This window comes from Kutzneria sp. CA-103260, assembly GCF_018263855.1.
Classification (GTDB): Bacteria; Actinomycetota; Actinomycetes; order Mycobacteriales; family Pseudonocardiaceae; genus Kutzneria.
Genome location: NZ_CP073318.1, coordinates 913,638 through 938,565 on the forward strand (window position 1 = coordinate 913,638; position 24,928 = coordinate 938,565).

27 protein-coding genes are annotated in these 24,928 nt (G+C 69.5%); 18 read left to right on the forward strand and 9 right to left on the reverse strand.

Going from position 1 to position 24,928, the window contains the following annotated elements:
- Positions 1-32 precede the first annotated feature (32 nt).
- From JJ691_RS03930 to JJ691_RS03955, 6 genes are all read left to right on the forward strand, one after another.
- Positions 33-1,523, forward strand: a complete 1,491-nt coding sequence (locus tag JJ691_RS03930; protein WP_211767435.1) for an FAD-binding protein — start codon at positions 33-35, stop codon at positions 1,521-1,523.
- Positions 1,507-2,298, forward strand: coding sequence for a 2-keto-4-pentenoate hydratase (locus tag JJ691_RS03935; protein WP_211767436.1), 792 nt, complete (start codon positions 1,507-1,509; stop codon positions 2,296-2,298). The genes JJ691_RS03930 and JJ691_RS03935 overlap by 17 nt, the downstream gene beginning before the upstream one ends.
- Positions 2,295-3,176, forward strand: a complete 882-nt coding sequence (locus tag JJ691_RS03940; protein WP_211767437.1) for an acetaldehyde dehydrogenase (acetylating) — start codon at positions 2,295-2,297, stop codon at positions 3,174-3,176. The genes JJ691_RS03935 and JJ691_RS03940 overlap by 4 nt, the downstream gene beginning before the upstream one ends.
- Before the next feature lie 3 nt (positions 3,177-3,179).
- Entirely contained in the window at positions 3,180-4,181 is a 1,002-nt protein-coding gene (dmpG, locus tag JJ691_RS03945; protein ID WP_211767438.1) for a 4-hydroxy-2-oxovalerate aldolase, read from the forward strand.
- Between the two features lie 104 nt (positions 4,182-4,285).
- Positions 4,286-6,646, forward strand: a complete 2,361-nt coding sequence (locus tag JJ691_RS03950) for a glycoside hydrolase domain-containing protein (protein ID WP_211767439.1) — start codon at positions 4,286-4,288, stop codon at positions 6,644-6,646.
- Positions 6,633-7,286 carry a hypothetical protein gene (locus tag JJ691_RS03955; protein ID WP_211767440.1) on the forward strand — a complete coding sequence of 218 codons (654 nt, stop codon included), beginning with the start codon at positions 6,633-6,635 and terminating at the stop codon, positions 7,284-7,286. The genes JJ691_RS03950 and JJ691_RS03955 overlap by 14 nt, the downstream gene beginning before the upstream one ends.
- Here JJ691_RS03955 and JJ691_RS03960 read toward each other — a convergent pair.
- Positions 7,260-7,583 (reverse strand): hypothetical protein, encoded by a 324-nt coding sequence (locus tag JJ691_RS03960; protein ID WP_211767441.1) that lies wholly within the window; start codon positions 7,581-7,583, stop codon positions 7,260-7,262. The genes JJ691_RS03955 and JJ691_RS03960 overlap by 27 nt on opposite strands.
- A 26-nt stretch (positions 7,584-7,609) precedes the next feature.
- Here JJ691_RS03960 and JJ691_RS03965 point away from each other — a divergent pair, with 26 nt between their 5' ends.
- From JJ691_RS03965 to JJ691_RS03975, 3 genes are read left to right on the forward strand one after another with little or no spacing between them, the layout of a single operon-like run.
- Complete coding sequence (locus tag JJ691_RS03965) at positions 7,610-8,440, forward strand: NAD(P)-dependent oxidoreductase (RefSeq protein ID WP_211767442.1); 831 nt, start codon at positions 7,610-7,612, stop codon at positions 8,438-8,440.
- Positions 8,441-8,499: 59 nt separating this feature from the next.
- The gene (locus JJ691_RS03970) at positions 8,500-9,681 is read left to right on the forward strand and encodes an AAA family ATPase (RefSeq protein WP_211767443.1); all 1,182 of its coding nucleotides are present in this window, start codon (positions 8,500-8,502) and stop codon (positions 9,679-9,681) included.
- A complete protein-coding gene (locus tag JJ691_RS03975; RefSeq protein WP_211767444.1) occupies positions 9,681-10,304 on the forward strand; it encodes an RloB family protein in 624 nt (207 codons plus the stop codon). The genes JJ691_RS03970 and JJ691_RS03975 overlap by 1 nt, the downstream gene beginning before the upstream one ends.
- Here JJ691_RS03975 and JJ691_RS03980 read toward each other — a convergent pair.
- On the reverse strand, positions 10,291-10,719 hold the full coding sequence (locus tag JJ691_RS03980; RefSeq protein ID WP_211767445.1) for an ABA4-like family protein: 429 nt from the start codon (positions 10,717-10,719) through the stop codon (positions 10,291-10,293). The two genes, JJ691_RS03975 and JJ691_RS03980, sit on opposite strands and share 14 nt — an antisense overlap.
- Entirely contained in the window at positions 10,716-11,684 is a 969-nt protein-coding gene (locus tag JJ691_RS03985) for a hypothetical protein (protein ID WP_249227661.1), read from the reverse strand. Before JJ691_RS03985 ends, JJ691_RS03980 begins: the two co-directional genes overlap by 4 nt.
- A 698-nt stretch (positions 11,685-12,382) precedes the next feature.
- On the opposite strand from JJ691_RS03985, the gene JJ691_RS03990 reads away from it, so the two are divergent.
- Complete coding sequence (locus tag JJ691_RS03990; RefSeq protein WP_211767446.1) at positions 12,383-13,498, forward strand: sensor histidine kinase; 1,116 nt, start codon at positions 12,383-12,385, stop codon at positions 13,496-13,498.
- Positions 13,461-14,102 carry a response regulator transcription factor gene (locus tag JJ691_RS03995; RefSeq protein ID WP_211767447.1) on the forward strand — a complete coding sequence of 214 codons (642 nt, stop codon included), beginning with the start codon at positions 13,461-13,463 and terminating at the stop codon, positions 14,100-14,102. The genes JJ691_RS03990 and JJ691_RS03995 overlap by 38 nt, the downstream gene beginning before the upstream one ends.
- 50 nt (positions 14,103-14,152) lie before the next feature.
- On the opposite strand, the gene JJ691_RS04000 is transcribed toward JJ691_RS03995, so the two are convergent.
- Genes JJ691_RS04000 through JJ691_RS04010 form a run of 3 tightly spaced genes read right to left on the reverse strand, consistent with a single transcriptional unit; the run spans position 14,153 to position 16,729 of the window.
- Positions 14,153-15,241, reverse strand: coding sequence for a beta-ketoacyl synthase N-terminal-like domain-containing protein (locus JJ691_RS04000; RefSeq protein ID WP_211767448.1), 1,089 nt, complete (start codon positions 15,239-15,241; stop codon positions 14,153-14,155).
- Positions 15,238-16,461: a beta-ketoacyl-[acyl-carrier-protein] synthase family protein gene (locus JJ691_RS04005; protein ID WP_249227662.1), complete on the reverse strand. Its 1,224-nt coding sequence runs from the start codon at positions 16,459-16,461 to the stop codon at positions 15,238-15,240. The genes JJ691_RS04000 and JJ691_RS04005 overlap by 4 nt, the downstream gene beginning before the upstream one ends.
- Positions 16,454-16,729, reverse strand: coding sequence for an acyl carrier protein (locus JJ691_RS04010; protein ID WP_211767449.1), 276 nt, complete (start codon positions 16,727-16,729; stop codon positions 16,454-16,456). The genes JJ691_RS04005 and JJ691_RS04010 overlap by 8 nt, the downstream gene beginning before the upstream one ends.
- Before the next feature lie 263 nt (positions 16,730-16,992).
- Here JJ691_RS04010 and JJ691_RS04015 point away from each other — a divergent pair, with 263 nt between their 5' ends.
- The 5 genes from JJ691_RS04015 to JJ691_RS04035 all read left to right on the forward strand — a co-directional run bounded on the left by JJ691_RS04015 (position 16,993) and on the right by JJ691_RS04035 (position 20,344).
- The gene (locus tag JJ691_RS04015) at positions 16,993-17,964 is read left to right on the forward strand and encodes an AfsA-related hotdog domain-containing protein (protein ID WP_211767450.1); all 972 of its coding nucleotides are present in this window, start codon (positions 16,993-16,995) and stop codon (positions 17,962-17,964) included.
- Positions 17,961-18,617: an HAD family hydrolase gene (locus tag JJ691_RS04020; RefSeq protein ID WP_211767451.1), complete on the forward strand. Its 657-nt coding sequence runs from the start codon at positions 17,961-17,963 to the stop codon at positions 18,615-18,617. Before JJ691_RS04015 ends, JJ691_RS04020 begins: the two co-directional genes overlap by 4 nt.
- A gap of 73 nt (positions 18,618-18,690) precedes the next feature.
- The gene (gene fabG / locus JJ691_RS04025; protein ID WP_211767452.1) at positions 18,691-19,395 is read left to right on the forward strand and encodes a 3-oxoacyl-ACP reductase FabG; all 705 of its coding nucleotides are present in this window, start codon (positions 18,691-18,693) and stop codon (positions 19,393-19,395) included.
- A 26-nt stretch (positions 19,396-19,421) separates the two neighbouring features.
- Positions 19,422-19,934 carry an ester cyclase gene (locus tag JJ691_RS04030; protein ID WP_211767453.1) on the forward strand — a complete coding sequence of 171 codons (513 nt, stop codon included), beginning with the start codon at positions 19,422-19,424 and terminating at the stop codon, positions 19,932-19,934.
- Between the two features lie 56 nt (positions 19,935-19,990).
- A complete protein-coding gene (locus JJ691_RS04035) occupies positions 19,991-20,344 on the forward strand; it encodes a cupin domain-containing protein (RefSeq protein WP_211767454.1) in 354 nt (117 codons plus the stop codon).
- Between the two features lie 26 nt (positions 20,345-20,370).
- Here JJ691_RS04035 and JJ691_RS04040 read toward each other — a convergent pair whose 3' ends face one another.
- From JJ691_RS04040 to JJ691_RS04050, 3 genes are all read right to left on the reverse strand, one after another.
- Complete coding sequence (locus JJ691_RS04040) at positions 20,371-21,501, reverse strand: HNH endonuclease signature motif containing protein (RefSeq protein WP_211767455.1); 1,131 nt, start codon at positions 21,499-21,501, stop codon at positions 20,371-20,373.
- Between the two features lie 425 nt (positions 21,502-21,926).
- Entirely contained in the window at positions 21,927-22,955 is a 1,029-nt protein-coding gene (locus JJ691_RS04045; RefSeq protein WP_211767456.1) for a TIGR03617 family F420-dependent LLM class oxidoreductase, read from the reverse strand.
- Between the two features lie 31 nt (positions 22,956-22,986).
- Entirely contained in the window at positions 22,987-24,048 is a 1,062-nt protein-coding gene (locus JJ691_RS04050) for an AfsR/SARP family transcriptional regulator (protein ID WP_306291351.1), read from the reverse strand.
- On the opposite strand from JJ691_RS04050, the gene JJ691_RS04055 reads away from it, so the two are divergent.
- Complete coding sequence (locus tag JJ691_RS04055) at positions 24,029-24,481, forward strand: FAS1-like dehydratase domain-containing protein (protein ID WP_211767458.1); 453 nt, start codon at positions 24,029-24,031, stop codon at positions 24,479-24,481. The genes JJ691_RS04050 and JJ691_RS04055 overlap by 20 nt on opposite strands.
- Positions 24,478-24,918 (forward strand): MaoC/PaaZ C-terminal domain-containing protein, encoded by a 441-nt coding sequence (locus tag JJ691_RS04060; RefSeq protein ID WP_211767459.1) that lies wholly within the window; start codon positions 24,478-24,480, stop codon positions 24,916-24,918. The genes JJ691_RS04055 and JJ691_RS04060 overlap by 4 nt, the downstream gene beginning before the upstream one ends.
- Positions 24,919-24,928: the final 10 nt, after the last annotated feature.

Sequence of the window (24,928 nt, forward strand, 5' to 3'; positions counted from 1 at the left end):
GAAACTGAAACACGTTCCACTCGGGAGGTCGGGTGCTCGCCGGGGTCGTGGTGGTCGGATTCGGGGCGGCCGGCGCGTGCGCCGCGATCGAGGCCGCCGAGGCTGGGGCGGACGTGCTCGTGCTCGACCGGTTCGACGGCGGCGGGGCGACCGCGCTGTCCGGCGGCGTGGTGTACGCCGGCGGCGGCACCGCCCAGCAGGCCAAGGCCGGCATTACCGACACACCCGACGCCATGTACGACTACCTCGCGCACGAGGTCGGCGACGCCGTCACGGCCCAGACCCTGCTCGCCTTCTGCGACGACAGCGCCGACATGCTGGCTTGGCTGGAGGACAAGGGCGTGCCCTTCGCCGCCAGCGTCTGCCCGTACAAGACGTCGTACCCGACCGACCGGCATTACCTCTACTACTCCGGCAGCGAGACCCTGTACGACAAGCCGGCTCCCCGTGGGCATCGCACCGCCGGCCGTGGCACCTCGGGCAAACTCCTGTTCCAGCGGCTGGAGCGGGCGGCCGTCGACCGGGGCGTGCGGATCATGCGGCAGACCACCGCGCAGCGGCTGGTCACCGACCCGAACGGCCGCGTGACCGGCGTGGTCTGCCGGCAGCTGACCGGTTTTCCCGCGCGGCTGCACAAGTTCCTGGGCAAGCTGGCCGCCAAGCCCGGCCTGTACGTGCCGGCGCTGCGGCGACGGCTGCACCGCTCGATCCGCCGTATCGAGAATCGGCACGGCACCGAGATCACCGTCTCCGCCCGTGACGGCGTGATCCTCTGCGCCGGCGGCTTCGTCGCCAATCCCGTGATGATGCGGGAACACGCGCCCGCGTACCGGCGTGGCCTGCCGCTGGGCACCCTCGGCGACGACGGCAGCGGCATCCGCCTCGGCTCGGAGATCGGGGCCGCCACAGCCAAACTGGACCACGTGTCGGCCTGGCGGTTCGTCACGCCGCCGAGCGCCCTGATGGAGGGCCGGCTCATCAACGAGCGGGGCGAGGAGATCTGCGACCTGCACCGCTACGGCGCGGCCGTCGGGCACGCCATGATCACCGAGCACGGCGGCAAGGGCTGGCTGCTGGTCGACGGGCCCACCCTCGCCGAGGCCAAGCGGCAGATCCCCGGGCAGACCACGTGGTTCCAGCGGTTGCAGACCCACTACCTATTCGGTCGGGCCCGAACAACCGCGCCGACCTTGGCTGAGCTGAGCCGGCGCACCGGCGTCACCATCGGCGATTTCGCCGGCACAGCACCGTTTTCGCTGATCGACGTGTCGATCAAGCGTTCCATCGGCTACCCGTGCCCGATGCTCACGCTCGGCGGCCTGGTCGTCGACGAGGGCAGCGGCGAGGTGCTGACCGCCGACGGCCATGCCGTGGCCGGTCTGTACGCCGCCGGCCGCAACGCGGTCGGCATCTGCTCCAACTCGTATGTGAGCGGCTTGTCGCTGGCCGACTGTGTGTACTCGGGTCGACGGGCCGGCCGGCACGTCGCCGCGGCGAGGAGGTCCCGTGGTGCTCAGCGCTGACCAGCGTGCCGACGCGGCCGACCGGCTGCGGGCCGCCGAGCGGGACCGCGCGCCGATCCCGCCGCTCACCGAGAGCTGGCCGGACATCGACGTGGTGGACGCCTACGAGATCCAGCTGCTCAACATCCGCCGGCGCGGGCGGCCGGTGCTGGGCCACAAGGTGGGGCTGTCGTCGCTGGTCATGCAGCAGATGATGGGCGTGGACGAGCCGGACTACGGGCACCTGCTCGACGACATGGCCCTGGACGAGCGGAATTCCGTGCCCACGCTGAAGTACTGCCAGCCGCGGGTGGAGGTCGAGGTCGGCTTCGTGCTGGGCGCGGACCTGCCGGGCGCGGGCTGCACCGAGGACGACGTGCTGCGGGCGACCGCGGCCCTGGCGCCGGCGATCGAGCTGATCGACAGCCGGATCGCCGACTGGAAGATCGGCCTGGCCGACACCATCGCCGACAACGCGTCCTCGGCCGGCTTCGTGCTCGGCGCGGCCCGGGTTCCGCCGGGGGCGCCGGACATCCGCAAGATCGAGGCGACGCTCAGACGCAACGGGGAAGTGGTGGCCGAGGGCCGATCCGACGCTGTGCTGGGCAATCCCGTCACCGCGGTCGCCTGGCTGGCCCGCAAGGTCGCCGACTTCGGCGTTCGCCTGAAGGCCGGCAACATCGTGCTGCCCGGTTCGTGCACCAAGGCCTTCGACGCCCGGCCGAACGACCGCTTCCAGGCCGACTTCACCGGGCTGGGAAGGGTTTCCCTCAACTTCAACGGAGGCGCTCAGTGACCGCGACGGCCGCGATCGTCGGCTCCGGCAACATCGGCACCGACCTGATGCACAAGCTGCTCCGCTCCGACCTCGTCGATCCACTGTGGATGGTTGGCATCGACCCGGCCAGCGAAGGACTCAAACAGGCCCGGGAACACGGGCTCCAGACGTCCACCGACGGCGTGGACTGGCTGCTGGACCAGGATGAGCGGCCGGACCTGGTGTTCGAGGCGACCTCGGCCGCCGTGCACCGCGCCAATGCCCCGCGCTACGAGGCGGCCGGCATCAAGGCGATCGACCTGACCCCCGCGGCCATCGGTCCCTACGTGGTGCCGCCGGTCAACCTCGGCGAACACCTCAACGCCCCCAACGTCAACCTGATCACCTGCGGCGGGCAGGCGACCATCCCGATCGTCAAGGCCGTCTCCCGTGCGGTTCCGGTCAGCTACGCGGAAATCGTCGCCACCGTGTCCTCGCGGTCGGCGGGCCCGGGCACCCGGGCCAACATCGACGAGTTCACCCGGACCACCAGCCACGGCATCGAGGTGATCGGCGGGGCTCGACGAGGCAAGGCGATCATCGTGCTGAACCCGGCCGAGCCGCCGATGGTCATGCGGGACACCATCTTCTGCGCCATTCCTGAGGACGCCGACACCGCGCTGGTTGCAGTGTCCATTCGGGACATGGTCGCCGAGGTCGCCGGCTACGTGCCCGGCTACCGGCTGCTCGACGAGCCCCAGTTCGACCCGCCCTCGGCCGCCACCGGCGGCATGGCCCGGGTCAGCGTGTTCGTGGAGGTCGAGGGGGCCGGCGACTTTCTCCCGCCGTACTCGGGAAACCTGGACATCATGACCGCCGCCGCCACCCGGGTCGGCGAGCAACTGGCGAAGGGCTGAGCGATGGACGTCCGTGTCACCGACACCTCGCTGCGGGACGGCTCGCACGCCAAGCGGCACCAGTTCACTGTGGACGATGTGCGCAACATCGTCGGCGCACTGGACGACGCCGGCGTGCCGGTGATCGAGGTGACCCATGGCGACGGGCTCGGCGGCTCGTCGTTCATCTACGGCTTCAGCCACACCCCCGAGCAGGAGCTCATCAAAACCGCGGTGGCCACGGCGAAAAACGCCAAGATCGCGTTCCTGATGCTGCCCGGCGTCGGCGTCAAGGACGACATTCTCATCGCCGCCGACAACGGGGCCCGGATCTGCCGCATCGCCACCCACTGCACCGAGGCCGACATCTCCGTGCAGCACTTCGGGCTGGCCCGCGAGCGGGGCCTGGAGACCGTCGGCTTCCTGATGATGGCTCACTCCCAGCCGCCGGAGAAACTGGCTCAACAGGCTCGGATCATGGCCGACGCCGGCTGCCAGTGCGTCTACGTGGTGGACTCGGCCGGCGCCCTGATCATGGACCAGGTCGGCGACCGGGTCTCCGCCCTGGTCGCCGAACTCGGCTCCGACGCCCAGGTCGGCTTCCACGGCCACGAGAACCTGGGTCTCGGCGTGGCCAACTCCGTCATCGCCTACCGCGCCGGCGCCAGGCAGATCGACGGCAGCGCAAGGCGATTCGGCGCCGGTGCCGGCAACACCCCGGTCGAGGCCTTCGTCGGCGTCTGCGACAAACTCGGCATCGAGACCGGCATCGACTTCTTCAAGATGCTCGACGCCGCCGAGGACGTCGTCGCCCCGGTGATGGACCAGGAGTGCCTGCTCGACCGGATGGCCCTGCTCATGGGCTACGCCGGCGTCTACTCCAGCTTCCTGCGCCACGCCTACCGCCAGGCCGAGCGCTACGGTGTCTCCGGCCCCGAGATCCTGGTGCGGGCCGGCCAACGCCGGCTTGTCGGCGGTCAGGAGGACCAGCTCATCGACATCGCCCTCGAACTTCGCGGACGGTGACCGCCGCTGGGCCGTTGGGTCGAACTTCGCGAAAAGCCCTCCACGCCGCCCGGTGATCGCTGAAGATCCCCCTGTCAGTGATCACTCAAGGGGGGAAACGGAGAGTGGACCAGAAGGTTCTGGACGCACAGCAGTGGGTCAACGCGACCTACCGCGCCGTGCCCGGCTACGTGGCCTGTCCCGAGGACGGCCACACCGGCTGGAGCACGATGTACGCCCTCACCATGGGCCTGCAGCACGAGCTGGGCATCACCGAGCTGGCCGCGAGTTTCGGGCCGACCACGTTGGCCAAGCTCACCGCCAAGGGCGACATCGGGCCGGGCTACGACAACGCCAACATCATCCGGATTCTCCAGCACGGCCTGTTCTGCAAGGGCTACTGGGGCGCGGACGAGTACGGCGTCTACGACTCGTTCACCGGCGAGGCGGTGCTCGGCCTGAAGAGTGACGCCGGCATCACCACCGGCGGCAGCGCCATCCAACCCAAGGTGGCGCAAGCGATCCTCAACATGGACGCCTACGTGCTGCTGTCCGGCGGCAGCGACGCGGTGCGCACCATCCAGCAATGGTTCAACGGCAACTACCTCAACCACTCCAGCTTCGCCGTCATCCCGTGTGACGGGCATTACTCACGGGACGTGCAGAAGGCGCTGATGCGGGCCCTGCAGTACCAGTTCGGCGTCGCCGACGGGGACGCGACCGGGAACTTCGGCCCGGTGACGCAGGCCGGGCTGCGGGCCCATCCCGTCGGGCAGGGCGACAGCGGCGTGTTCGTGCAGCTGTTCAGCGCCGCCTGCGTGTTCAACGGGTCCGTGCACGACAACAACGGTGAGACGTTCACCACGGCGTTCAAGGACACCTTCGACGACAAGCTCGGCCAGTACGTGCACGCCTTCCAGGAGTTCTCGGCGCTGCCCGTGACCTCGACCGGCGACTACGCGACGTGGTGCCAGCTGCTGGTGTCGTGTGGCGATCCGGACCGGCGGGCGACCGGCTCGGACACCCGGTTCCAGATCACGCCGGACCGGGGCGCGGCCATGCACGCCGCCGGCTACTCCCACGTCGGCCGCTACCTGGACGACCCGCCGGACAGCACGCTGAACAAGAAGATCCAGCCCGGCGAGCTGAACGACATCTTCAACGCGGGCCTGCGAATGTTTCCGATCTGGCAGTACGGCGCCCGCGAGCTGGGCGACTTCACCTACACCGCCGGCTACCAGCATGCGCTGCTGGCCCACCAGCGGGCCGTCGGCTACGGCTTCAACGCCGGCACGGTGATCTACTTCGCGGTCGACTACGACGCCACCAACGACGACATCGACAGCAACATCTTGCCCTACTTCCACGGCGTGCAGGCCGGGTTGGCCAGTCAGGGCAAGCGCTACGTGGCCGGCGTCTACGGCTCGCGCAACGTGTGCTCGCGCGCGACCGACCAGGCGTTCGCGCGCTTCTCGTTCGTGTCCGGCATGTCCTACGGCTTCTCCGGCAACCTCGGCTTCCCGATGCCGGACAACTGGTCGTTCACCCAGATCAAGGAGTTCTCCTTCACCGCGGCCAGCAGCGGCCCGTTCGACCTGGACAACGACGTCATCCGGCCGAACGCCGACAACGGCGTCGGCCGGGAGAACGTCAACGGCACGAGTTCGCCGGTGGACGAGGTGCTGACCTACATCGACCGGCTCTACGCCACCGCCCAGAGCTACAACAAGGGCGACCCGAGCCTGCGGGTGATGGAGTACCTCCGCTACCCCAAGTACGTCGACCTCTACAAGGGGTGGCAGACCCTGATCGGCGACGTGGACCGGGACTGGATCGCCTACGCCGACCTGCACGGTCCGGTGCGGCTGTCGAGTTTTCCGGACCCGTCCTACGGTGTGAACGTCGACCTGGAGCACTTCGGCGCCACCACGAACGCCGTGTACCTCAAGGGCGGCGGCTCCGGCACCGTGGCCAACCGCGGCGACTTCGGCGGCTGGGGCGGCGACATCTGCACGTTCTACGGGGACTGGCGCAACAACGCCGACGCCTACGCCTCCGGCTACGCGTTCTGCATGGACCGGCTGGCCAAGCTGAACGTGTCGTCCTCGTTCCCGTTCGACGACATGATCGAGGACGTCGACGGCTACCTGATCGGCACCGCGGTGAGCGGCGGCACCCCGATCAACCAGGCCATGCGGGCGCACCTGGCCGGCGGCGGGCATCTCAGCCGGTTCAAGCAGTTCTACGACCGGCGCTACGGCGGCAGCGTGGCCAACGCGAAGGCGACCGCCGACAGCATTCTCGAAGGCGATCTCGGCGACGTCGAGCTGGAGGCGCTGCGCACCGCGGCGATCCGGTCCACCGGCGGCTGGGACGTGCTGCTGCCGGCCCTGATGCCGGCCGACAAGCTCGACCCGTTCCTGCAGGGATACGCCGACACCATCCAGGCCCTGGTCGGACAGGAGAACGCCCGTGCCAAGCGTTGAGAACCCGTTGCAGCGGCGGCATTTCCTCGCCGGCATGGCGGTGGTCGCGGTCGCCGGCACGATCGGCCTGAACGATGCCGGCGCCGCGGCGGCGGCCGACGGGCGCTGGACCGGCGCGCTCACGCAGAACGGCTGGCCGGTGCTGGACCAGGCGCCGAAAACGGTGCGGGTGCAGGGATCGGCCGCGACGATGACCGTGGTGGCCGGCGATGTCGCTGTGATCCTCGAACACGTGGCCCGGCGGTTCCACTACGAGATCGAGAGCCTGGCCGCCGGCCAGATCGCCGGCTACCGCACCGATCGGGCGGTGGCCACGCCGACCGCGTCGAACTACCTGTCCGGCACGGCGATCGCCATCCGGCCCGACCTGTTCCCGCCGGGCGCGGAGGGCCTGTTCCCGTTCCAGGTCGCGGTCGTGCGAGACATCCTCGCCGACTGCGACGGCGTGGTCCGCTGGGGCGGCGACGACAAGACCGCTGCCGCGCAAGGACATTTCCAGATCGACGTCCGTCCCGGCGACCCGGCGCTGCACCGCGTCGCCGCAGCCGTGAGCGGTCTGGCCGGTCTGATGCCCGACCCGAACGCGCCCGACCGGCTCCGCCGGTCGCGCCAGCTAGCGGCCCGTCAGGCCACGCGCTGAGCGGCGTGCGACGTGGGCGGTGAACGCGCTGCCCACGCCGCACGCCACCGTGACCACCAGCAGCGCCAGCACGGTCGGATTGACGTAGGCCGGCACCAGATCCTTGGTAGCGCTGCACTTCAGGCTGAGCGGCAGAAACTCGGGGTTGCCGTACTGCACCGGCATCTCGTAGCTCTGGCGGTAACCGCAGGCCTGTGCGACATCCCAGGTGAACATGTGCTCGGCGCCCCAGCCGTAGACCAGCACCGCCGCCAGCAGCGCACACCCGCCGACGATGGCCATCCCCCGCGCAGTCATGTCGCCACAATGCCACACTGCCGACCATGACCGTCATGACCTTGCTGCATCCCGGCGCGATGGGCGCCGCCGTCGGCCGGCAGGCCGTGTCCGCCGGGAACACCGTGCTGTGGGTCGGTTCCGGGCGGAGCGAGGCCACCCGCCGGCGGGCCGTCGATGCCGGGCTGGCCGAGCGTCCCGACCTCGCCTCCGCCCTCGCCGAGTCCGAGGTCGTGCTGTCCATCTGCCCGCCCGCGTACGCCGAGGACGTGGCTCGGGAGGTCGCCGGCTTCACCGGCGTCTACGTCGAGGCCAACGCCATCGCCCCCGAGCGGTCGCGGCGGATCGCCGGGCTGCTGCCGTCGGCCCGGGTCGTCGACGGCGGCATCATCGGCGGTCCGCCCCAGCGGGCCGGCAGCACCCGCCTCTACCTCTCCGGCGACGCCGCCGGCGTGCCCGACCTGTTCGCCGGCACCGCCCTCGACGTCATCGTCCTGCCCGGCGAGGTCGGCGTCGCCTCCGCCTTGAAGATCGCCTACGCCGCGTACCAGAAGACCACGTGGGCCCTGGCCGCCGTCTCCCATGCCCTCGCCGCCGCCCACGGCGTCGGCTCCCACCTGCTGGTGGAGGCCGAGCGCCTGCACGCCCGCCCCCTGCTGCAGACCGACGCCTATCCCGACATGGCTGCCCGCGGCTGGCGCTGGGCCCCCGAGATGCTCGAAGCCGCCGCCACCCTCCGTGCCGCCGGCCTCCCCGACGGCCTCGCCCTCGGCTCCGCCGACACCATGCGCCGCTGGGACCCCGCCAAGGACCGCCCCGACCTGCCGCTGGACGACATCCTCAAGCTGCTTGCACTGGGAGTGTCGACAGGGCTGTGATTTTGTCGAGTCTCGACGAAATTTGGGGGCTGTCGACGTCATCGGTGTAGCATTGGGTCATGTTGGTCCGCTTCGAGGTGACGAACTTCCGATCTATCGCGGCTCCCGTGGAGCTGTCGATGGTCGCCGTCGACCGGGATCGCCCCGCCGCTCGGGACCAGCCGATGCTCGGCGAGAGCCTGCTGCCGGTGGCGGCCGTCTACGGGCCGAACGCGTCCGGCAAGTCGAACGTCGCCGCCGCGCTGCGCTGGCTCCGGGACGCCGTCGCGCACTCGTTGCGGACCTGGGAGGAGGACATTCCGACCGAGCCGTTCGCCTTCGGGCCGTGGCCGAGCCGGCCCACCGAGTTCGCCTACGAGGCGGTGATCGACGGCGTCCGCTTCGAGTACCTGCTCGAACTCAACGCCAGGCGGGTCGAGTTCGAGGCGTTGTTCCACTACCCGGAGAAGAAGCGCCGTCGGATCTTCGAGCGGGTGGGCACCGAGCTGAAGCTCCAGCGCGGGCTGGGAGCGCTGTCCGGAACCAGGGAACTGCTCACGGACCGCACGCTCGCGCTGTCGGTCGCCCGCCGGTTCGACGAGCCGCTGGTGAGCAGCTTCGCCGACGAGCTGATCAGGATCGCCGTCGAGGGACTGTTCGCCCAGCCCAAGACCTGGCACCAGCGCACGGTGGAGTGGTTCGAGGCGGGGGACGACCGCAGCCAGAGCCTCGCCCTGCTCAGGCTGGCCGACCTGGGCATCGACGACGTCGTGCTCGACGCGCCCGAGCGCGGGCTCCGGCGGATCTGGTTCGTGCACAACACCGCAGCCGGCAGCGCGCCATTGAACATCATCGAGGAGTCCAAGGGCACCCTGGCCTGGTTCCGGCTGATCGGTCCCGTGCTGACCGCGTTGCGGCACGGGTCGCTGCTGCTGTGCGACGAGTTGGACGCCAGCCTGCATCCGACCCTATCGGCCCAGCTGATCGACCTGTTCCACGATCCCGTGATCAATCCTCGTGGCGCGCAGCTGGTGTTCACCTCGCACGACACGAGCCTGCTCAACCACCTTAACCGGGACGAGGTGTGGCTGACGGAGAAGAATCCCGACGGCTCGACCAGACTCGGGGCGCTCGCGGACTTCGCCGGCGAGCGGGTCCGCAAGTCGCAGAACCTGGAGACCGCCTACCTGCACGGCCGTTTCGGCGCGTTGCCGCAGCCGGACCGCGCCGAGCTGCTGCGCGAACTGGGGCTGGCCGGCTGATGTCCGTGCGACGGCGACATCCCAAGCCGCTGGGGCGATCGTTCGCCCACCGCACCGAACTGCGGACGATAGTGGTGTTCACGGAAGGCAGCCTGTCCGAGCCCGACTACGTCAACGGCCTGAGGCGCCTGCCGCACATCAGGGGCAATGTCGCCCTGCGGGTGGAGATCCACCCCGAGCACCGGGTCCCGCTGACGCTGGTGCGGATGGCCGTGGAGCGCAGCCGTGATCCCGAGGTCGACGAGTGCTGGTGCGTCTTCGACGTCGAGTGGCCGAAGAATCATCCCAACCTGGCTGCGGCGGTCTCGTTGGCCCAGGAGAACGGCATCCGGCTGGCGATCTCCAACCCGTGCTTCGAACTCTGGCTGGTCCTGCACCACCGGGATCACACCAGGTTCGATCACACGGCGGCGATGGAGAGCCTGAGCCGGTCGCTAGACGGACGCGCCGGCAAGAGCGTCGACGCCTCCCGCTATCTGCCCCTGCGCAAGGACGCGATCCGGCGGACCGAGCTCCTCGCCAAGCGACACGAGTGCGAGGGAACCCGGTTCCCCGACGACAATCCGTCTTCCGGCATGTACCTGTTCCTCCAGTCGCTCGAAGGCGGCGTCACGCCGCCGTAGGCACCCGGACGGTCGAGCGGACGCCGAGGTAGAGCAGGGCGCCGATGGGGGAGAGCAGGATCGTGAGCACGAGGATCGGGGCCATCAGCAGCGGGTGCAGGCCCCGTTCCCGGGAGTCGAGGTACATCCAGCGGCCGATGAACAGGTCCCAGGCGATGACCTGGGCCCACAGGGCGGCGGCGCCGGCGGGGTTGGCCAGGAAGGCCTGGAACACGGCCAGGGAGGGGCGGCTGACGGCGGTCCAGAGGTCGCCGAAGATCGGCAGGGCCAGGCACAGGTAGACGACCAGCGGCGGCACGATGATCCACGGGGAGGAGATCACCCGGTGGGTGACCGACCACGTGGGGGCCAGGATCATCAGGGCCCAGAACGGCACGGCCAGCAGGAAGGCGAGCTGGAACAGGAACTGGGTCACGTCAGCACCGCCCGGGCCGGCTGGCGGCGGAGCGTGACGGCGGCGACGACGCCCACGGCGACCACGATGCACGCCAGCGCGGCCAGGGTGAGGGAGTCGGGCTGGGCCACGGACTGGCCGCGTTCGGCCTGCCAGACCAGCAGCCCGATCACGGCGAGGTAGCCGCCGGCGGCAACCCAGACCAGGCGGGCCCGGACGTCGACGTCGGCCAGCAGCGGGAACCGGCGGCCGAGCAGCGTCAGGGCGAGCAGGATCAGCGGCAGGGCCTGCAGGGCGTGCAGGCCGAAGAAGTGGGGCACGCGCAGGTCGCCGACGTCGAGGTTCCAGCCGGTGATGGGCATGACCGGCCCGCCGTCGGGGGCGCCGACGCTGTGTGCGCCCATGACGCCGTCGAACGTGCCGTTGGCCATGGCGGCGCGCTGGGCCGCGGTGGGCCCGACCATGAGGGCGCCGAGGCCGGCCCCGAGCACGGAGAGCAGGGCTCCCAGTTGGACGGCCCGGGTGGTGGCGCGGTCGCCGACCCGCTCGGACAGCAGCATCACCGACAGCACCAGGGTGCCGACCCAGATGACCACGATGGACGTCCCCATGAGACCGAACAGGGACGCGTTGAACGGGGTGGTCTCGTTGAAGTGGCTCAGCTGCCCGCGCAGCACCTGGCCGACGATGATCACGTACTCCAGCGTGAACAGCCCGACCAGGCCGGTGGCCAGCAGGCCGGCCCGGCGGCGGTTGGCCGGGCCCATCCGGGACAGCAGCCAGGCCCAGCTCACCGAGTAGACGGCGATGGACACCGCGAACTTGAACGGCTTGAGCCAGATCGGCGCGCCGACCAGCACCTGCGGGTCCACCGCCACGCCGACCGCGCACCCGCCGGCCATCACGACCATCAGCGCCGACAGCACCATCAGCGGCGGATGCCAGCCGAGCGCCCGACGCACCACCGTGCCTGCTGGGGACGACATCGCCCCACCCCTCCCGGAATGGACAACTGAAGTATCCGTAGCTACACTATCTACTATCCACCAGGCCGGGGCAAGCCGTCGACCGGCCGGGGCGGCGGAGCGTCCCGCGTCGGGTGACGAGCCCTCGGCGTCGGAGTCCGCTGGCATGGGCATTGCCGTGCTTTCATAATTCTTGCCGCCGGCTGGTCGGCTATGTTCGACAAGACGTTGACGTCTCGCATTGTGAGTTGTTTTCGTCATTGTCCCCGCGCGGGTGCCGGCAATCCTTGGGCCGTTCGCCGCAGTGTCCGTGGACCACCTCGTAACGATCACGTCAACGCGCGCTGACCAGGTAGTTCACGTCGTTGACCACCCTCATTGCCCTTTCGTGCACGGTCACTGGGGCAATCCGCGCGATCACAACAGGTCACCGATATACGCGTTGTAACCGACTGAAAGCGATACGTGAACAATGGCAGATTGAGGTCACTCTGCCGTTTGGGCGAGCTTTTGTCCTATGCTTCAATGATGTTCCCGGCCGCAGGAATTGGTGTTAGAGTCCGAATACCGGAAATGCTATGAGGCTTGTCGACGCTGGGGGCGACGACGGGGGGCCACGTGCGCGACGGTCACATCATCACTCAGGGGGAGAGTTCCGTTGCTGTCCGTGAAAATATGTGCCATCACAGGCTTCGGCACCAGGTCCACGGGGGGTGGGCATGTCCAATCCGGAGCCGACGGCCGCCGCAGATGAGCTTGACGGCTGCGTCGGCGAGATCCTGCGCCGCTTCGAGGCGGCGATGTGGGACAGTCCGTTGGCCGCCGACCAGGAAGCCTGGTCGGAATGCCGGCGGCAGGCCGGCTTCGTGCTCGCTGACTGCGGGCGGGGACTGCGCCTGGGACAGGTGGCCGCTGACGAGGAACAAGCGGCTCAGGCGACGCGGCTGGCCATGCTGTGGGGCCGCCAGCAGACCACCCGACTCTGGGCGGAGCTGCAGGCCGCCGCGGTCCGGACGCTGAGCGAGCGCCACGGTCGTGAACCGGGCGCGGCGGAACGACTCGGCCTGGTCACGGCCGTGCTGCACCGCTGTGTGGCGGCCAGGGCCGTCACCGGGGTGCCCACGGAATACGTGGCGCTGCACCGGGTCCGCGAGATCCACGCGGCCGACCGTGGCCGCCTGGCCCGCGAGATCCACGACTGGCTGGGCAACCACATCAGCCTGGCCGTCCGACATCTGGAGCTGTACGAGATCTACCAGGGCACCGGCAGTCCGCGCGCCGGCCATGAGGTGGCGCAGGCCCGCACGGTGCTCGGCGAAGTGCTCGCAGAGGCGAGGCGGCTGGTCGCGGACCTGCGACCGCAGCCGCCGGTGACCGATCTGGCGACCGCCATCGGGGCCTTCGTGCGCGCGGCCTATCCGCCGTCCATCACTGTCCGCGTCGAGGTCGCCGGACCGGCCGACCTCATGCCCGACAGCACCAGGCAGGAGCTGTTCCTGGTGATCAGGGAGGCTCTGCGCAACACCCTGAGCCATTCGAGGGCCAACAGTGTGGTTGTGCTCGTGAACACCATCCCCGGTCAGGTCCACGCGGTCGTCGAGGACCACGGCGTCGGCTTCGACGTCGGCGCGGTCGCCGCCGGCGGCCGCGGCTACGGCCTCGTGTCCATGCGCGAGCGCACCGAGCTGCTCGGCGGGACCTTCGCGCTGACCAGCGCGCCCGGACAAGGCACCCGACTGGAGATCCGAGTACCACTCTTGGAGCGGAACTATGTCGACGACAGTTCAGACGCGGATCGTGGGCGAGACACAGACCGTGGGCATCCTCATCGCTGACGACCACACCCTGTTGCGTGAGGCGATGCGGGACGTCCTGCTGGCCGAGGACGACTTCCGGGTCGTCGGGGAGGCCGCCGACGGCGAGTCGGTGGTCGAGGTCGCGGCCCGGACCCAGCCGGACGTCGTGCTGCTGGACGTGGAGATGCCCCGACACCACCCGGTGAACACGGTGCAGGAGCTGCTGGCCGCCTCGCCCCGGACCAGGGTGATCGTGCTCAGCATGTACGACGACCCGAGGCTGGTGAAGGAGCTGCTGGAGACCGGCATCTGCGGCTACCTGCACAAGAGCGTGAGCAGACGGGACCTCGTCGCGGCCATCCGGAGCGCCTGCGGCGACCTGAAACGGGTCACCGTGCTGGTCTCGCAGGGCGCGTTCAGCCAGGCGCCGGTGACCACCGGCGGACTGTCCTATCGGGAGCAGGAGGTGCTGACCCTGGTGGCCAGCGCCATGAGCAACCGGCAGATCGCCGGCAAGCTGTGCATCACCGAGGGCACGGTGAAACGCCACCTGCGCAACATCTTCGGCAAGCTGGACGCGGTGTCCCGGATCGACGCGGTGAACAAGGCCGTCTCCGCGTCGATCATCCGGTCCGTGCGGTGAACAGCGGGGTGTGCCGGGTTCACGCGAACCCGGCACACCCCGCCACACCCTCAGCCACGACGGTCGCGCACCACCAGGCAACCGACGTTGCCGTCCCGACCCACCGAGGTGACCAGGCCGACCGCGCCGTCCCCGGGGGTCCAGCGCCGCCACAGCGCGAGCAGCCCGGCCAGCTGCAACGCGCCGCTGGCGCTGTAGCACTCGCCGACCACGTCCACCACGTTCACGGTGGCCGGGGTCCGGCCCAGCGCCGCCTCGACACCCCGCTGTTCGGCCCGGCTCAGCGCCGAGTCGGCGGCCGGCGCGCTGACACTGACCGTCGCCACGTCCGCGGCGTCCACGCCGGCCTTGTCCAGCGCTCGACTCACGCTGACCGCGAGGCCGTCGGCCAGGCCGCGGCCGTGGAAACCGACCTCGCAGGCCAGGATCTCGGCCAGCACCCGGTTGCTCGTCCGCGCGGCGTCCTCCAGCACGAACATCGCGCAGCCCTCGCCGACCGCGGTCTGCTCGCCGAGTTCGCCGGCCAGGTGCCAGGCCCACGCCATCGGCGGGCTGAGCTCCTCCACGCCGCCGACCACCAGCCGGCTCACGCGGCCCAGCCGGATCGCGGTGTCGGCGTAGCGGACCGCGCTGAGCGTGGACAGCTTGCCGCTGGCCACCGTGGCGTTCACGCCCCGCAGCTTGTTGCGGATGGCGATCTGGCCGGCCGCGCTGTTGAGCACAGTGTTCGGGAACCGTCCCGGGTGGATCAGGTACGGCTTGTCCTGCACCAGGGTGTCCCGCGCGACCTCGGTGATGCTGCGGATGCTGCCGGTCGCGGTGCCGAGCACGACCCCGGTGTCGCTCGGGTCGCCCTCGTCCAAACCGGACAGCGCCATGCCCGAGGCCACCATGCCGAGCGTGGTGAGCCGGTCGACGTAGCGCAGGCCGCGCCGGCCCAGCTCGCCGAGCACTTCCTCGTCCGACACCACCCGCAGCGGCCGGGGCGGGAACTCGGCCACGATGTCCGCGGTCGGCACCGTGTGCCCCGGCTTGCCGTCGAGCAGCCGGTCGCCCAGCGCGTCCAGGCCGAGGCCCGCGCTGGACACCACCCCGCACCCGGTCACGGCCAGGCTCGCCGTGGCGACTGCTGTGGTCATGCCACCCTCCCCAGCACCGTGACGACGTTGTTGCCGCCGAAGGCCAGACCCTGGTTCTGCACGATCCGCGGCGTGGCCGGCCGGGCCACCCCCGGCACCACGTCGATGCCCGGCCCCAGGTCGGGGTCGACGGTGGTGACGTTCGCGGTCGGCGGCAGGAAACCCTGCCGCAGCGCCTGGCAGCAGATGATCGCGCCGAACGCGCTGGCCGCGCCCATGGTGTGGCCGATCATCGACTTGATCGAGCTGACCGGCGGCACCCGCTCGCCGAACACCTCTCGGACGGCCCCGATCTCGGTGACGTCGTTGGTCCGGGTCCCGGTGCCGTGGGCGCAGATGTAGTCGATCTCCTCCGGCTTGACCCCGGCCGCCTGGTGGGCCTGCCGGATGCACTCGGCGATGCTGGTCGCGTCCGGGTTGACCATGTGCTTGGCGTCGCAGTTGACGCCGTAGCCCAGCACCTCGGCGTAGATCGTGGCGCCGCGGGCCAGCGCCGCCTCCAGCGGCTCCAGCAGCAGCGCCGCGCCGCCCTCGCCGGTGATGATGCCGGCCCGGTCCACGTCGAACGGCCGGCACACCTCCTCGGCCAGCGCGCCGAGCTGGTAGAAGCCGCCGTGGCAGGACTTGTTCACCGCGTCCGCGCCGCCGGCGATCATGTAGTCGGCCTGTCCGGTGCGGACCAGGTCGTAGGCGTAGCCCAGCGCGAAGTTGCTGGCCGAGCAGGCCGTCGGAATGGTCTGCACGTCGCCGCCCAGGCCCAGCTCCACCGCCACCGCGTTGGCGATCTGCCCGGCCGGCGCCTGCCGGATCAGGTGCGGGTCGGCGGCCGCGAGGCCGTCGTTGACCCACGTCTCCACCAGGCTCTGCAACGTCTGCGACTCGCTGGCCGTGGTGCCCATGATCGTGCCGGCGTGCGGCCCGGCCAGCAGCGCCGGGTCGATGCCGGCGTCGCGGACCGCGAGCCGGGCGGCCGACGCGGCGAACTGCGCCGACCGCCCCCACCGGCTCGGGTCCACGACCTCGGTCAGCGCCGCCGGGTCGAAGTCGTGCACCTCCGCCGCTGTGACGTACGGGTACTCCGTGGTGTCGAAGCTGCGGATCGGCGACGCCCCGTTGCGGCCCTGCTTGATCGCCTCGGTGAACGCGTCGACCCCGATCCCGACGCAGCTGACCGCGCCGAGACCGGTGATCACGACGCGCCGCAGGCCCGTCTCAGACACTCTGGGGCTCCCCGGCGGCGTACTGCTGCACCAGGGCGTAGACGCTGTTCAGGTCGACCAGCTGGGCGACCTCGTCCTTGGGCAGCACGATGCCCAGCTCCTTCTCGAAGCGGGTGATGATGGTGATCAGCGACAGCGAGTCGGCGTCGTACTCGTCGATGAAGCTGCCGGTCTCGGTCAGCTCCCCGGGGGCCAGCTCCAGCTCGTTGCTGATGATGTCCCGGATCCGCCCCCGCAGGTCGGCGCCGCCCACGATCTCCTGAGTCATGTCTGCTTCCCCTCGATCCGAATAACGGTTGCTCGACCGTACGAACCGGTCACGGTCGTGTTCAAGGTATGCTGCGCCAACGGAACATCCCCATTCCTCCAAAGTGGTACCGGCCCTGGTTAAAAATAGGTGAACTGGCCTCTGACCTGCGGATATGAGGGTGGATTCACCTTTTTGAGACGTCATTTATCGTCGATTTACGACGTCGTGCGAGCGTGCTGAACGAAAAGAACTGCCGATGCTTGCCGGAATGGGGTTCCGTCATGACCGCCGGAGTCGCACAACCGACCGACCGGGCCCGGCCGCCCGAACTGGCCGTCGACCGCACCATCGACCGGGCGTTGGTGCACCGCGCGTCGGTGGCCGAGGTTTTTGTCACCGACATCCAGGTGGTCGGCGAGCTCGACCACGTGGCCGCGGCCCAGCTGCCGCTCAGCCACGGCTACTACAGCGACCACGCCCGCCGGCCGGCGGTGTTCGATCCGGTGCTGCTGCTGGAGGTCGGCCGCCAGGTCGGCATCGCCGGCGCGCACCTGGTCGGCATTCCGAACGACGTGGTGATGCTGGTCGGCGAGTTCTCGTTGCGGCTGCACGATCCCCGTGGCCTGCTGGTCGGCCGCAAGCCGGGTCGGCTGGTCGTGGACACCGTCACCGAGCCGACCCGCAAGCGCGGCGGCCGGGTCCGCCGCGGTCTGGTCCGCCAGGTGCTGGAGCTGGACGGCATGCCGGTCGGCACCCACACCATGGAGTGCCAGCTCGTGACGTACGCGGAGCTGGAGGCGTTGCGGCACACCATGCGCGGCACCCCGGCACCGTCCACAAGGGACGTGAGCACCGCCGTGCCGGCGTCGCAGCTCGCGCCGCACCTGGTGGCCCGGGTCAATCCGCTGAACGTGGTTCTGTCCGATGTGGACCGCTCGGACGAGTTCGTGACCGCGGCTGTCACGCCTCGGTACGACAACCACGCGCTGTTCGACCACGACTACGACCACATCCCGGCCATGACCCTTACCGAGGCAGCCCGCCAGCTCGCGTTGGTGGCCGTGGATGACGGCACCGGCGCGGTCGCTGCCTCGTCGGTGGTCGCCGGGATCCGGGGCCGGTTCCACCGCTTCGCCGAGTTGGACGCCCCGTTGACCGCGGCCGCCGAGGTCGCCTTGGACGGGGACGTGCTGGTGGCGTTCCACCAGGGCGGCGACGTGATCGCCGAGCTGGCCGTGGAGGTGGCGCGGTGACCGTCAAGGCGGTGTGGACCGACTTCGGCGGTGTGCTGACCCCGCCGCTTTCGGTGACGTTCAACGCTTTCTGCACCAAGACGGGTCTCGACCCGGCCCCGCTGATGGCGGCCACCATGAAGGTCACCGCCCGCTACGGCACCGACGACATCATGCTGCCGCTGGACACTCCGCTCGTCTCCGAGGACGAGTGGCTGGCCCAGGTGCGGGCCGTGCTGCGCGAGGAGCACGGCGTCGAGGCCGACATCGACAACTTCGCCGCCGCCTGGTTCGGCGACCGCCCGGCCAACCAGGACTGGCTGGATCGCCTGCGCGAGTTGCGGGAGAGCGGCCTGTTCGTGGGGCTGATCTCCAACATGCCGCCGGCCTGGGACCAGCACTGGCGCCGCATGGTCGATCCCGTGGGCCTGTTCGACGAGGTGCTGCTGTCGTTCGAGGTCGGTTTCCGCAAGCCGGACCGGCGCATGTTCGACCTGGCCGTGCAGCGCACCGGGATCGCCGCCGAGCACAGCGTTTTTGTCGATGACCTGCCCAAGAACTGTGACGGGGCAAGGGCAGCCGGCTGGCACGTGATCCAGTTCACCGACACCGAGTCCGCCGTCGAGCGGCTGGCGGCCCTGCTGGGCCCCGACATCGAGGGAGAAGCCACGTGAGCGAGCTTGCGAGCGAACCATTCAACGCAGAGCGTCCGCGAACGCGGACACCGAGCGCTAGCGAGGTGTCGAAGTGAGCCGTTCCGTCCTTGTCACCGGCGGGAACCGGGGCATCGGGCTGGCCATCGCCCGTTCGTTCGCCGACGCGGGCGACAAGGTCGCCGTCACCTATCGTTCCGGCGAGCCGCCGGAGGGCTTGTTCGGCGTGCAGTGCGACGTCACCGATTCCGAGTCGGTGCAGCGCGCGTACGACGAGGTGGTCGCGCAGCAGGGCGCTCCGCAGGTGTTGGTGTGCAACGCCGGCATCACTCGGGACAGCCTGTTGGCCGCGATGTCCGAAGAGGACTTCACCGCCGTGATCGACACCAATCTGCTGGGCGCGATGCGGGCCGTGAAGGCGTGTCTGCACAACATGGTGCGGGCCCGCTGGGGTCGGATCATCCTGATCGGCTCCACGCAGGCGATGTGGGGTTCTCCCGGCGTGACCAACTATGCCGCTTCCAAGGCCGGCCTGGCCGGTTTCGCCCGTTCGCTGGCGTGGGAGGTGGGCCAGCGCAAGGTGACGGTCAATGTCGTCTACCCCGGCTTGATCGACACCGACATGATTTCCGGCCTGTCTCCCGAGCACCGTGCCTACCTGCTCAGCATCACCGCCCTGCGCCGTTCCGGCTCGCCCGAGGAGGTCGCCCCGGTGGTGCGCTTCTTGGCCAGCGACGAGGCGAGTTTCATGACCGGTGCGCTGGTGCCGGTCAGCGGTGGCCAGGGCCTCGGCCACTGACGTCCAAGATTAGAAGGGGTTTCCACATGTCCGAGGTTGACCAGATGCTGGCCCCGGTCTCCGAGCAGATCGGCACCGAGCAGCCCGCTGTCGCGCCCGGCTTGTTCGAGGTGGCGCTGGGTGTCGCCCGCGTGTTCGGCGAGCTGGACGAGGAGGCCGCGCATCGTTATATCGCCGCGGACTTCATCGACCACGAGGCGTCTCCCGGCGTCGCCACCGGCCCCGCCGGCTACTTGTCCACTGCCCGCTACATGCGCTCCGCTTTCTCCGACGCCCGCTGGCAGGCCGATGATTTCGTGGCCGCCGGCGACAAGTTCGCCGTCCGCGTCACGTTCAGCGGCGTGCACACCGGCGATTTCCTGGGCATCGCTCCTACCGGCAAGGAGGTCAAGGTCCAGCATCTGCATTTCTATCGTGTGCAGGACGGCCAGGCCGCCGAGCACTGGGGCGCCCGTGACGAGCTCGCTCTGCTGCGCCAGATCGGCTTGTTCACTCCGGAGCACGCCACTCCCGCCGACGCCGGCGTCGCCGAGGGCTGACCGCTTCTGCCATAAGGGAGGGACATCTCGCCCTCCCTTATGGCAGGGTCGCCACCATGAGCTCTTCCCACCCCGAGCCGCCCTTGAGCCGGGTCGTCGTCATGGACCAGCAGCTTCCCGTCCCGCTGGCCACCCACCGTGTCGAGATCCGCCGCATCACCATCGCCCCCTCCTTCGCCGCCGGCCTGCACGTCCACAACGGCCCTGTCTTCGGCAGCATCGAGTCCGGCTCCGCCGTCTACCAGATCGAGGGCCACCCCGAGTCGGTCCTGCGTCCCGGCGACGTCTTCTACGAGCCCGAGGGCGTCCGCATCGCCCGCTTCGACGCTGGCCCCGACGGCGTGACCTTCCTCGGCTATTTCCTCCTGCCCGACGGCGTCCAGGCCGACATCGTCTTCCCCGACGCCTGATCCCCTCTCCGGTGGCGGCCGGCGTCTCATCCCTGGAACTCCGGCCTCCCCTGGATGATCTTCACCGTCCAGTGGCTGTGATGCGCCAGCCTATGGTGACTTCCGCACAGCAACACCAGATTGTCCAGACTCGTCGGCCCGCCGTTTGCCCAGTGGATCACATGATGGGCGTGACATTGTCTGGGTCTGCGTCCACATCCCGGGAACGCGCACCCCTTGTCCCGGATGATCAACGCCTTCCGGATGCTGGTGGGAATCGTCCGGCTGGCCCGCCCGATGTCCAGCACCTCGGACTTCGCCCCCAACACCACCCGCATCACCTTGCTGTCACAGCCAATCCTCCGCGCCGAGGCCGCATCCATCGGCCCCACACCCTCCACATCAGCCGTGCCCCGCTGCTCCTGAAAGTCCTTCAGCGACATGGTCAGCGCCAGATGCGGCCGCTCCCCGCCTTCCGCCGGCAGGTCCGCACTGTTCGCGGCCATCTCGATGATCTCCGCGAACGCATCCCGTTGACGCTCCGCCGTAGTGCGCGTGTCGCCGGCGGAGGTCGGCTTCGCCAACGGGCTGAGCAATGCCGTCAGCTTCGCCCCCGACTCCTGATCGATCTTCCCACGGAACACCACCGACCCGTCCTTACGGCTGGCCAGATGCAACTCCCGCCTCGGCTCCGCCAACTCCCGATCATCCGGCGCTTTCCCATCCTGATCCAGCAACTGCAGGATATGCCGGCCGATCACCCGCAACGTCGCCCCGTCAAACTCGTGGGCATTCTCCAGCAGCGCAGCCTCAACCTCGTCCCGCTGCTCTTCAGGCGCTTCCGTCAGTGTCTTGTCGATCACGACCAGATGCTGCTTGCTCAGCAACCCCTCCCGCGCCGCCTCACGGATCGCCTCACGTCCGAACAACTCCGCGTGCCGGAGCAGATCCCGAGCCTCCGCCCGGGTGATCCCCCACCGCGCCACCAGATCCGCCACCATCGTCGCCTGATCATCCTTGGCGCGGGCAGTCCGTGACCACAACTCGGCCACCACTTCCACCTGCCGCACATAATCAGCCCGACGACAGGCTTCAGCTTCTTTCCCGGTAGCCCACAGCGCTGTCTCGTCCAGCCGCCGCCACCCGGCGTCGGCAGACCGATCCAACGTTGCTGTCATACCCCCATTCTACCTCCCCTTGGAGATCGATTTACCTTACACGTCAACGAATACCCATGTGGGTGACACGCTGGAAAGCGATTTCCGCAACAACCGCACAAACGACCAGATCCTTCACGGCACAACCAGGAACGCACGCCCCGCACAACCGCAACCAACCCACGAAACCCACGCCCCACCCACGTCCCAAGCCCTCCCTGAACGCACCCTCCACGCCACCGCCGGCAACCCACCTCACCCCACCACCCACCTGACGCACGCGAACTTGCCAACCGTCCACGCAGGCCCGCAACCCACCACGACACAAGGGAAGCGGACCTGACACGAAGCGCACCCCTCCTCCTCGACCACCCACCCGACAAAACAGCCCCCGCGCCCGCATTTCGCGAGCACGGGGGCTGTCACACCACCCGACCAGCAGCAGATCACCCCGCCGAAGCCTGGAGTTTCCGCAGTTCCTCATACAGCGGCCGCCAAGCCTCGGGAGTCCCGCCTTGCTGCCGGAAGAACGCCAAGCTGGTGGCGATCCCGTCGAACCGCTCGTGGATCTTCTTTGCCGCCACCGCCGGCTCGCCCACAATCGCGAACGTCTCCACGACCTCGTCGTCGATGACGTCGACGACTTCGTCGCCGCGCCCCAGGTGGGCCAACCGGTGCAGTTCGTCCCGCAGATCCTCCAACCCGTGCAGCTCCAACACCGGCGCATAGCTGGGAATCGAAGCGTAGTAGGCGATCTCCACCTTGGCCCGCTCCACTTCGGCTCGCAGCTCTTCCTCGGTGCTCCCGGTGGCCACGATCGGAGTGGCATGAAGCTCATACCCCTCCATCGACCGCCCAGCCTTCTCCCGAGCGGTCCGCAACGCCGGCAGCGTCTGCTCCTCCAACAGCCGCCGAGTGCTGATGATGTGTGCGAGGAAGCCGTCACCCAGCTCACCGGCCAACTCGGTCATCAACGGCCCGACACCGGCCACCAAGATCCGAGGCCGACCGTAGGGATTGGGACCGGGGTTGAAGAAGGGGCTCATGACCGTGTGCCGGTAGAACTCCCCGCGAAACCGCAACCGGCCACCGGTCTCGAAGCAGTCCCAGATGGCGTGCAGGGCCCGAACATATTCCCGCATCCGCGCCGCGGGCTTGTCCCACGGCATGCTGAACCTGCGGGTGATGTGGGTCTTCAACTGGGACCCGATACCCAGGCTGAACCGGCCACCGGAGACCAACTGCAGGTCGTTGGACAGCATCGCGGTGGTCATCGGATTGCGGGCGAACACCACCGCCAGCCCGGTGCGGATGGCCACCCGCTCGGTCTGCAGGGCGGCCGCGGTGAGGCCGATGAACGGGTCGTGGCGGGTCTCGGACATCCACAGGGAGTCGTAGCCGGCCTCCTCGACTTCCCGAGCCCATCCGGCGAACACGTCGGGCGGTGTGGTCACGCCGTGGAAGTCGACTCTCACTGGGCCTCCTTCTGGTTGTGCGGCATCGGGGTCAGCCGGCCTGGGCGCCGAGGGTCTCGGCGAAGGCGGGCCGGGGGATCCGGCTCAGGCTGCCGGCGGCGAGGATTTCGTACTGGAGGCGCTTGAGTTCGACGGAGGGCTCGATGCCGAGCTCGCGGTCGAGCACGGTGTGCAGGTTGCGGTAGGCGTCGAGGGCTTCGCCGCGGCGGCCGCAGCGGCGGAGGGCGTCGATGAGCTGGGCGTGCAGCCACTCGTTCAGCGGGTCCACCGACACCAAACCACGCAGCTCGGCGACCAGTTCGCGGTGCCGGCCCAGGCGCATGTCGGCCTCGACGCGAAGTTCCAGGGCACGGATACGCAGTTCGTCCAGGTGGGCGACGTACCGGGAGAGCACGCGACCGGGGACGACGTTGGCCAGTGCGGGCCCCTGCCACAGGGCGAGCGCGGAGCGCAGGGTCTGCGCGGCCCGTTCGGCCCGGCCCTCGGACAGCAGGCCGCGGCCGCGGTCGAGCAGCTGGGTGAACACGGTGGCGTCCAATTGGGACGGATCGATCCGCAGCGCGTATCCGCCGCCGGGCAGGGTGGTCAGCAACTCGACCCGTTCGGTGCCGGATCCCTGCTGCTCCAACAGGGTGCGCAGGTGGTAGACGTGCGTGCGGATGGTCGCGAGCTCGGTGCGCGGCGGGTTGCCGTCCCACAGCTCCTCGGCCACTGTGGACATGTCCACCGCGTTGCCGGGACGTAACAGCAGCAGGGCAAGGAGTTTACGGACCTTGGGGCCCCGCGGCGCGTGCGGGTCCTGCCCGCCGCGCATGGCCAGTGGTCCGAGAACGGTGAAGCCGAACATGGTAGAGCCCCCACTCCGGTTGGTGTCGTCCGGGCGACGTCCCCCCACGAGACTTGCTCCCGGATCAACGCAGCTTTTGTAGCAATGCGACAGAACAGTGGACAACGGGCTTGTCCCCAAGGGACGTGTCGCATGTGTCCAAGGAGGTACGGACCGGGTTCGAAGTGGCACAGCGCGGCCGGTCCCGCCGACGCGAGAATCGGGGGACACAGAGAGGGGAACCGGGATGGCCATCAACCCGAGCATGGTCGGCGAGGTGTTCGCCGCCTTACCGTACGAGGTGAGCCGGGAGAAGATCCGGGAGTTCGCGGCGGCGCTGCGGGACGACAACCCGGCCTACCACGACCCCGACGCGGCGCGGGCGCTCGGCCACCCGGACGTGATCGCCCCGCCCAGCTTCCTGATGATCATCTCGTTGGAGGCCGAGCGCAAGCTGGTCTACGACCCCTCTTTCGGCATCGGGGACCCGCGCCGGCTGGTGCACCGGGAGCAGCGCTTCGCCCACCGCCGCCCGGCCCACGCCGGCGACCGGCTGACCGTGGCGATCCAGGTCACGGACGTGGAGTACCTGGGGGACAACGAGGTGCTGCACTTCGAGGACCGGATCACCGACGCCGACGGCGAACTGGTCTCCGTCGCCACCTCCACCTTCGTGTCCTTCCCCGAGGAGCGCGCATGACCGCCACCGTCACCGGCCGCCGTCGGCACGCCGGCGTCGAGGTCGGACCGATCCTGGCCGACCGTTCGTTCACGCTGCACCGTCGGGACCTGGTGCGCTACGCCGGTTCCTCCTGCGACTACAACCCGATCCACTACGACGACACGATGGCCCGCGCGGCCGGCCTGGCGACGCCGATCGTGCAGGGCATGTTCACCATGGGGTTGGCGCTGACCCTGGTCACGGACTGGGCCGGCGATCCGGCGGCGGTCGTGGACTTCGGCGGCCGGTTCCCGAGACAGGTGCCGATGCCGAACACCGGCGAGGGGGCCGAAATCGTCGCGTCGGCGGCCGTGGTGGAGGTGTTGGACGCGCCCTTGGTCCGCGTGTCGGTCTCGGTGCGGCTGGGCGAGGCCCGGGTGCTCACCATGCCGAGAGTGCTCGTGTCACTGGCTTAGCGTGGCCGGC

Coding starts and splice junctions, on each gene's coding strand:
- dmpG (WP_211767438.1), top strand. CDS start 3,180: ATGGACGTCCGTGTCACCGACACCTCGCTGCGGGACGGCTCGCACGCC.
- JJ691_RS03960 (WP_211767441.1), bottom strand. CDS start 7,583: ATGACTGCGCGGGGGATGGCCATCGTCGGCGGGTGTGCGCTGCTGGCG.
- JJ691_RS03965 (WP_211767442.1), top strand. CDS start 7,610: ATGACCGTCATGACCTTGCTGCATCCCGGCGCGATGGGCGCCGCCGTC.
- JJ691_RS03970 (WP_211767443.1), top strand. CDS start 8,500: ATGTTGGTCCGCTTCGAGGTGACGAACTTCCGATCTATCGCGGCTCCC.
- JJ691_RS03975 (WP_211767444.1), top strand. CDS start 9,681: ATGTCCGTGCGACGGCGACATCCCAAGCCGCTGGGGCGATCGTTCGCC.
- JJ691_RS03985 (WP_249227661.1), bottom strand. CDS start 11,684: ATGTCGTCCCCAGCAGGCACGGTGGTGCGTCGGGCGCTCGGCTGGCAT.
- JJ691_RS03990 (WP_211767446.1), top strand. CDS start 12,383: ATGTCCAATCCGGAGCCGACGGCCGCCGCAGATGAGCTTGACGGCTGC.
- JJ691_RS04000 (WP_211767448.1), bottom strand. CDS start 15,241: ATGACCACAGCAGTCGCCACGGCGAGCCTGGCCGTGACCGGGTGCGGG.
- JJ691_RS04010 (WP_211767449.1), bottom strand. CDS start 16,729: ATGACTCAGGAGATCGTGGGCGGCGCCGACCTGCGGGGGCGGATCCGG.
- JJ691_RS04015 (WP_211767450.1), top strand. CDS start 16,993: ATGACCGCCGGAGTCGCACAACCGACCGACCGGGCCCGGCCGCCCGAA.
- JJ691_RS04030 (WP_211767453.1), top strand. CDS start 19,422: ATGTCCGAGGTTGACCAGATGCTGGCCCCGGTCTCCGAGCAGATCGGC.
- JJ691_RS04035 (WP_211767454.1), top strand. CDS start 19,991: ATGAGCTCTTCCCACCCCGAGCCGCCCTTGAGCCGGGTCGTCGTCATG.
- JJ691_RS04040 (WP_211767455.1), bottom strand. CDS start 21,501: ATGACAGCAACGTTGGATCGGTCTGCCGACGCCGGGTGGCGGCGGCTG.
- JJ691_RS04055 (WP_211767458.1), top strand. CDS start 24,029: ATGGCCATCAACCCGAGCATGGTCGGCGAGGTGTTCGCCGCCTTACCG.
- JJ691_RS04050 (WP_306291351.1), bottom strand. CDS start 24,048: ATGCTCGGGTTGATGGCCATCCCGGTTCCCCTCTCTGTGTCCCCCGAT.
- JJ691_RS04060 (WP_211767459.1), top strand. CDS start 24,478: ATGACCGCCACCGTCACCGGCCGCCGTCGGCACGCCGGCGTCGAGGTC.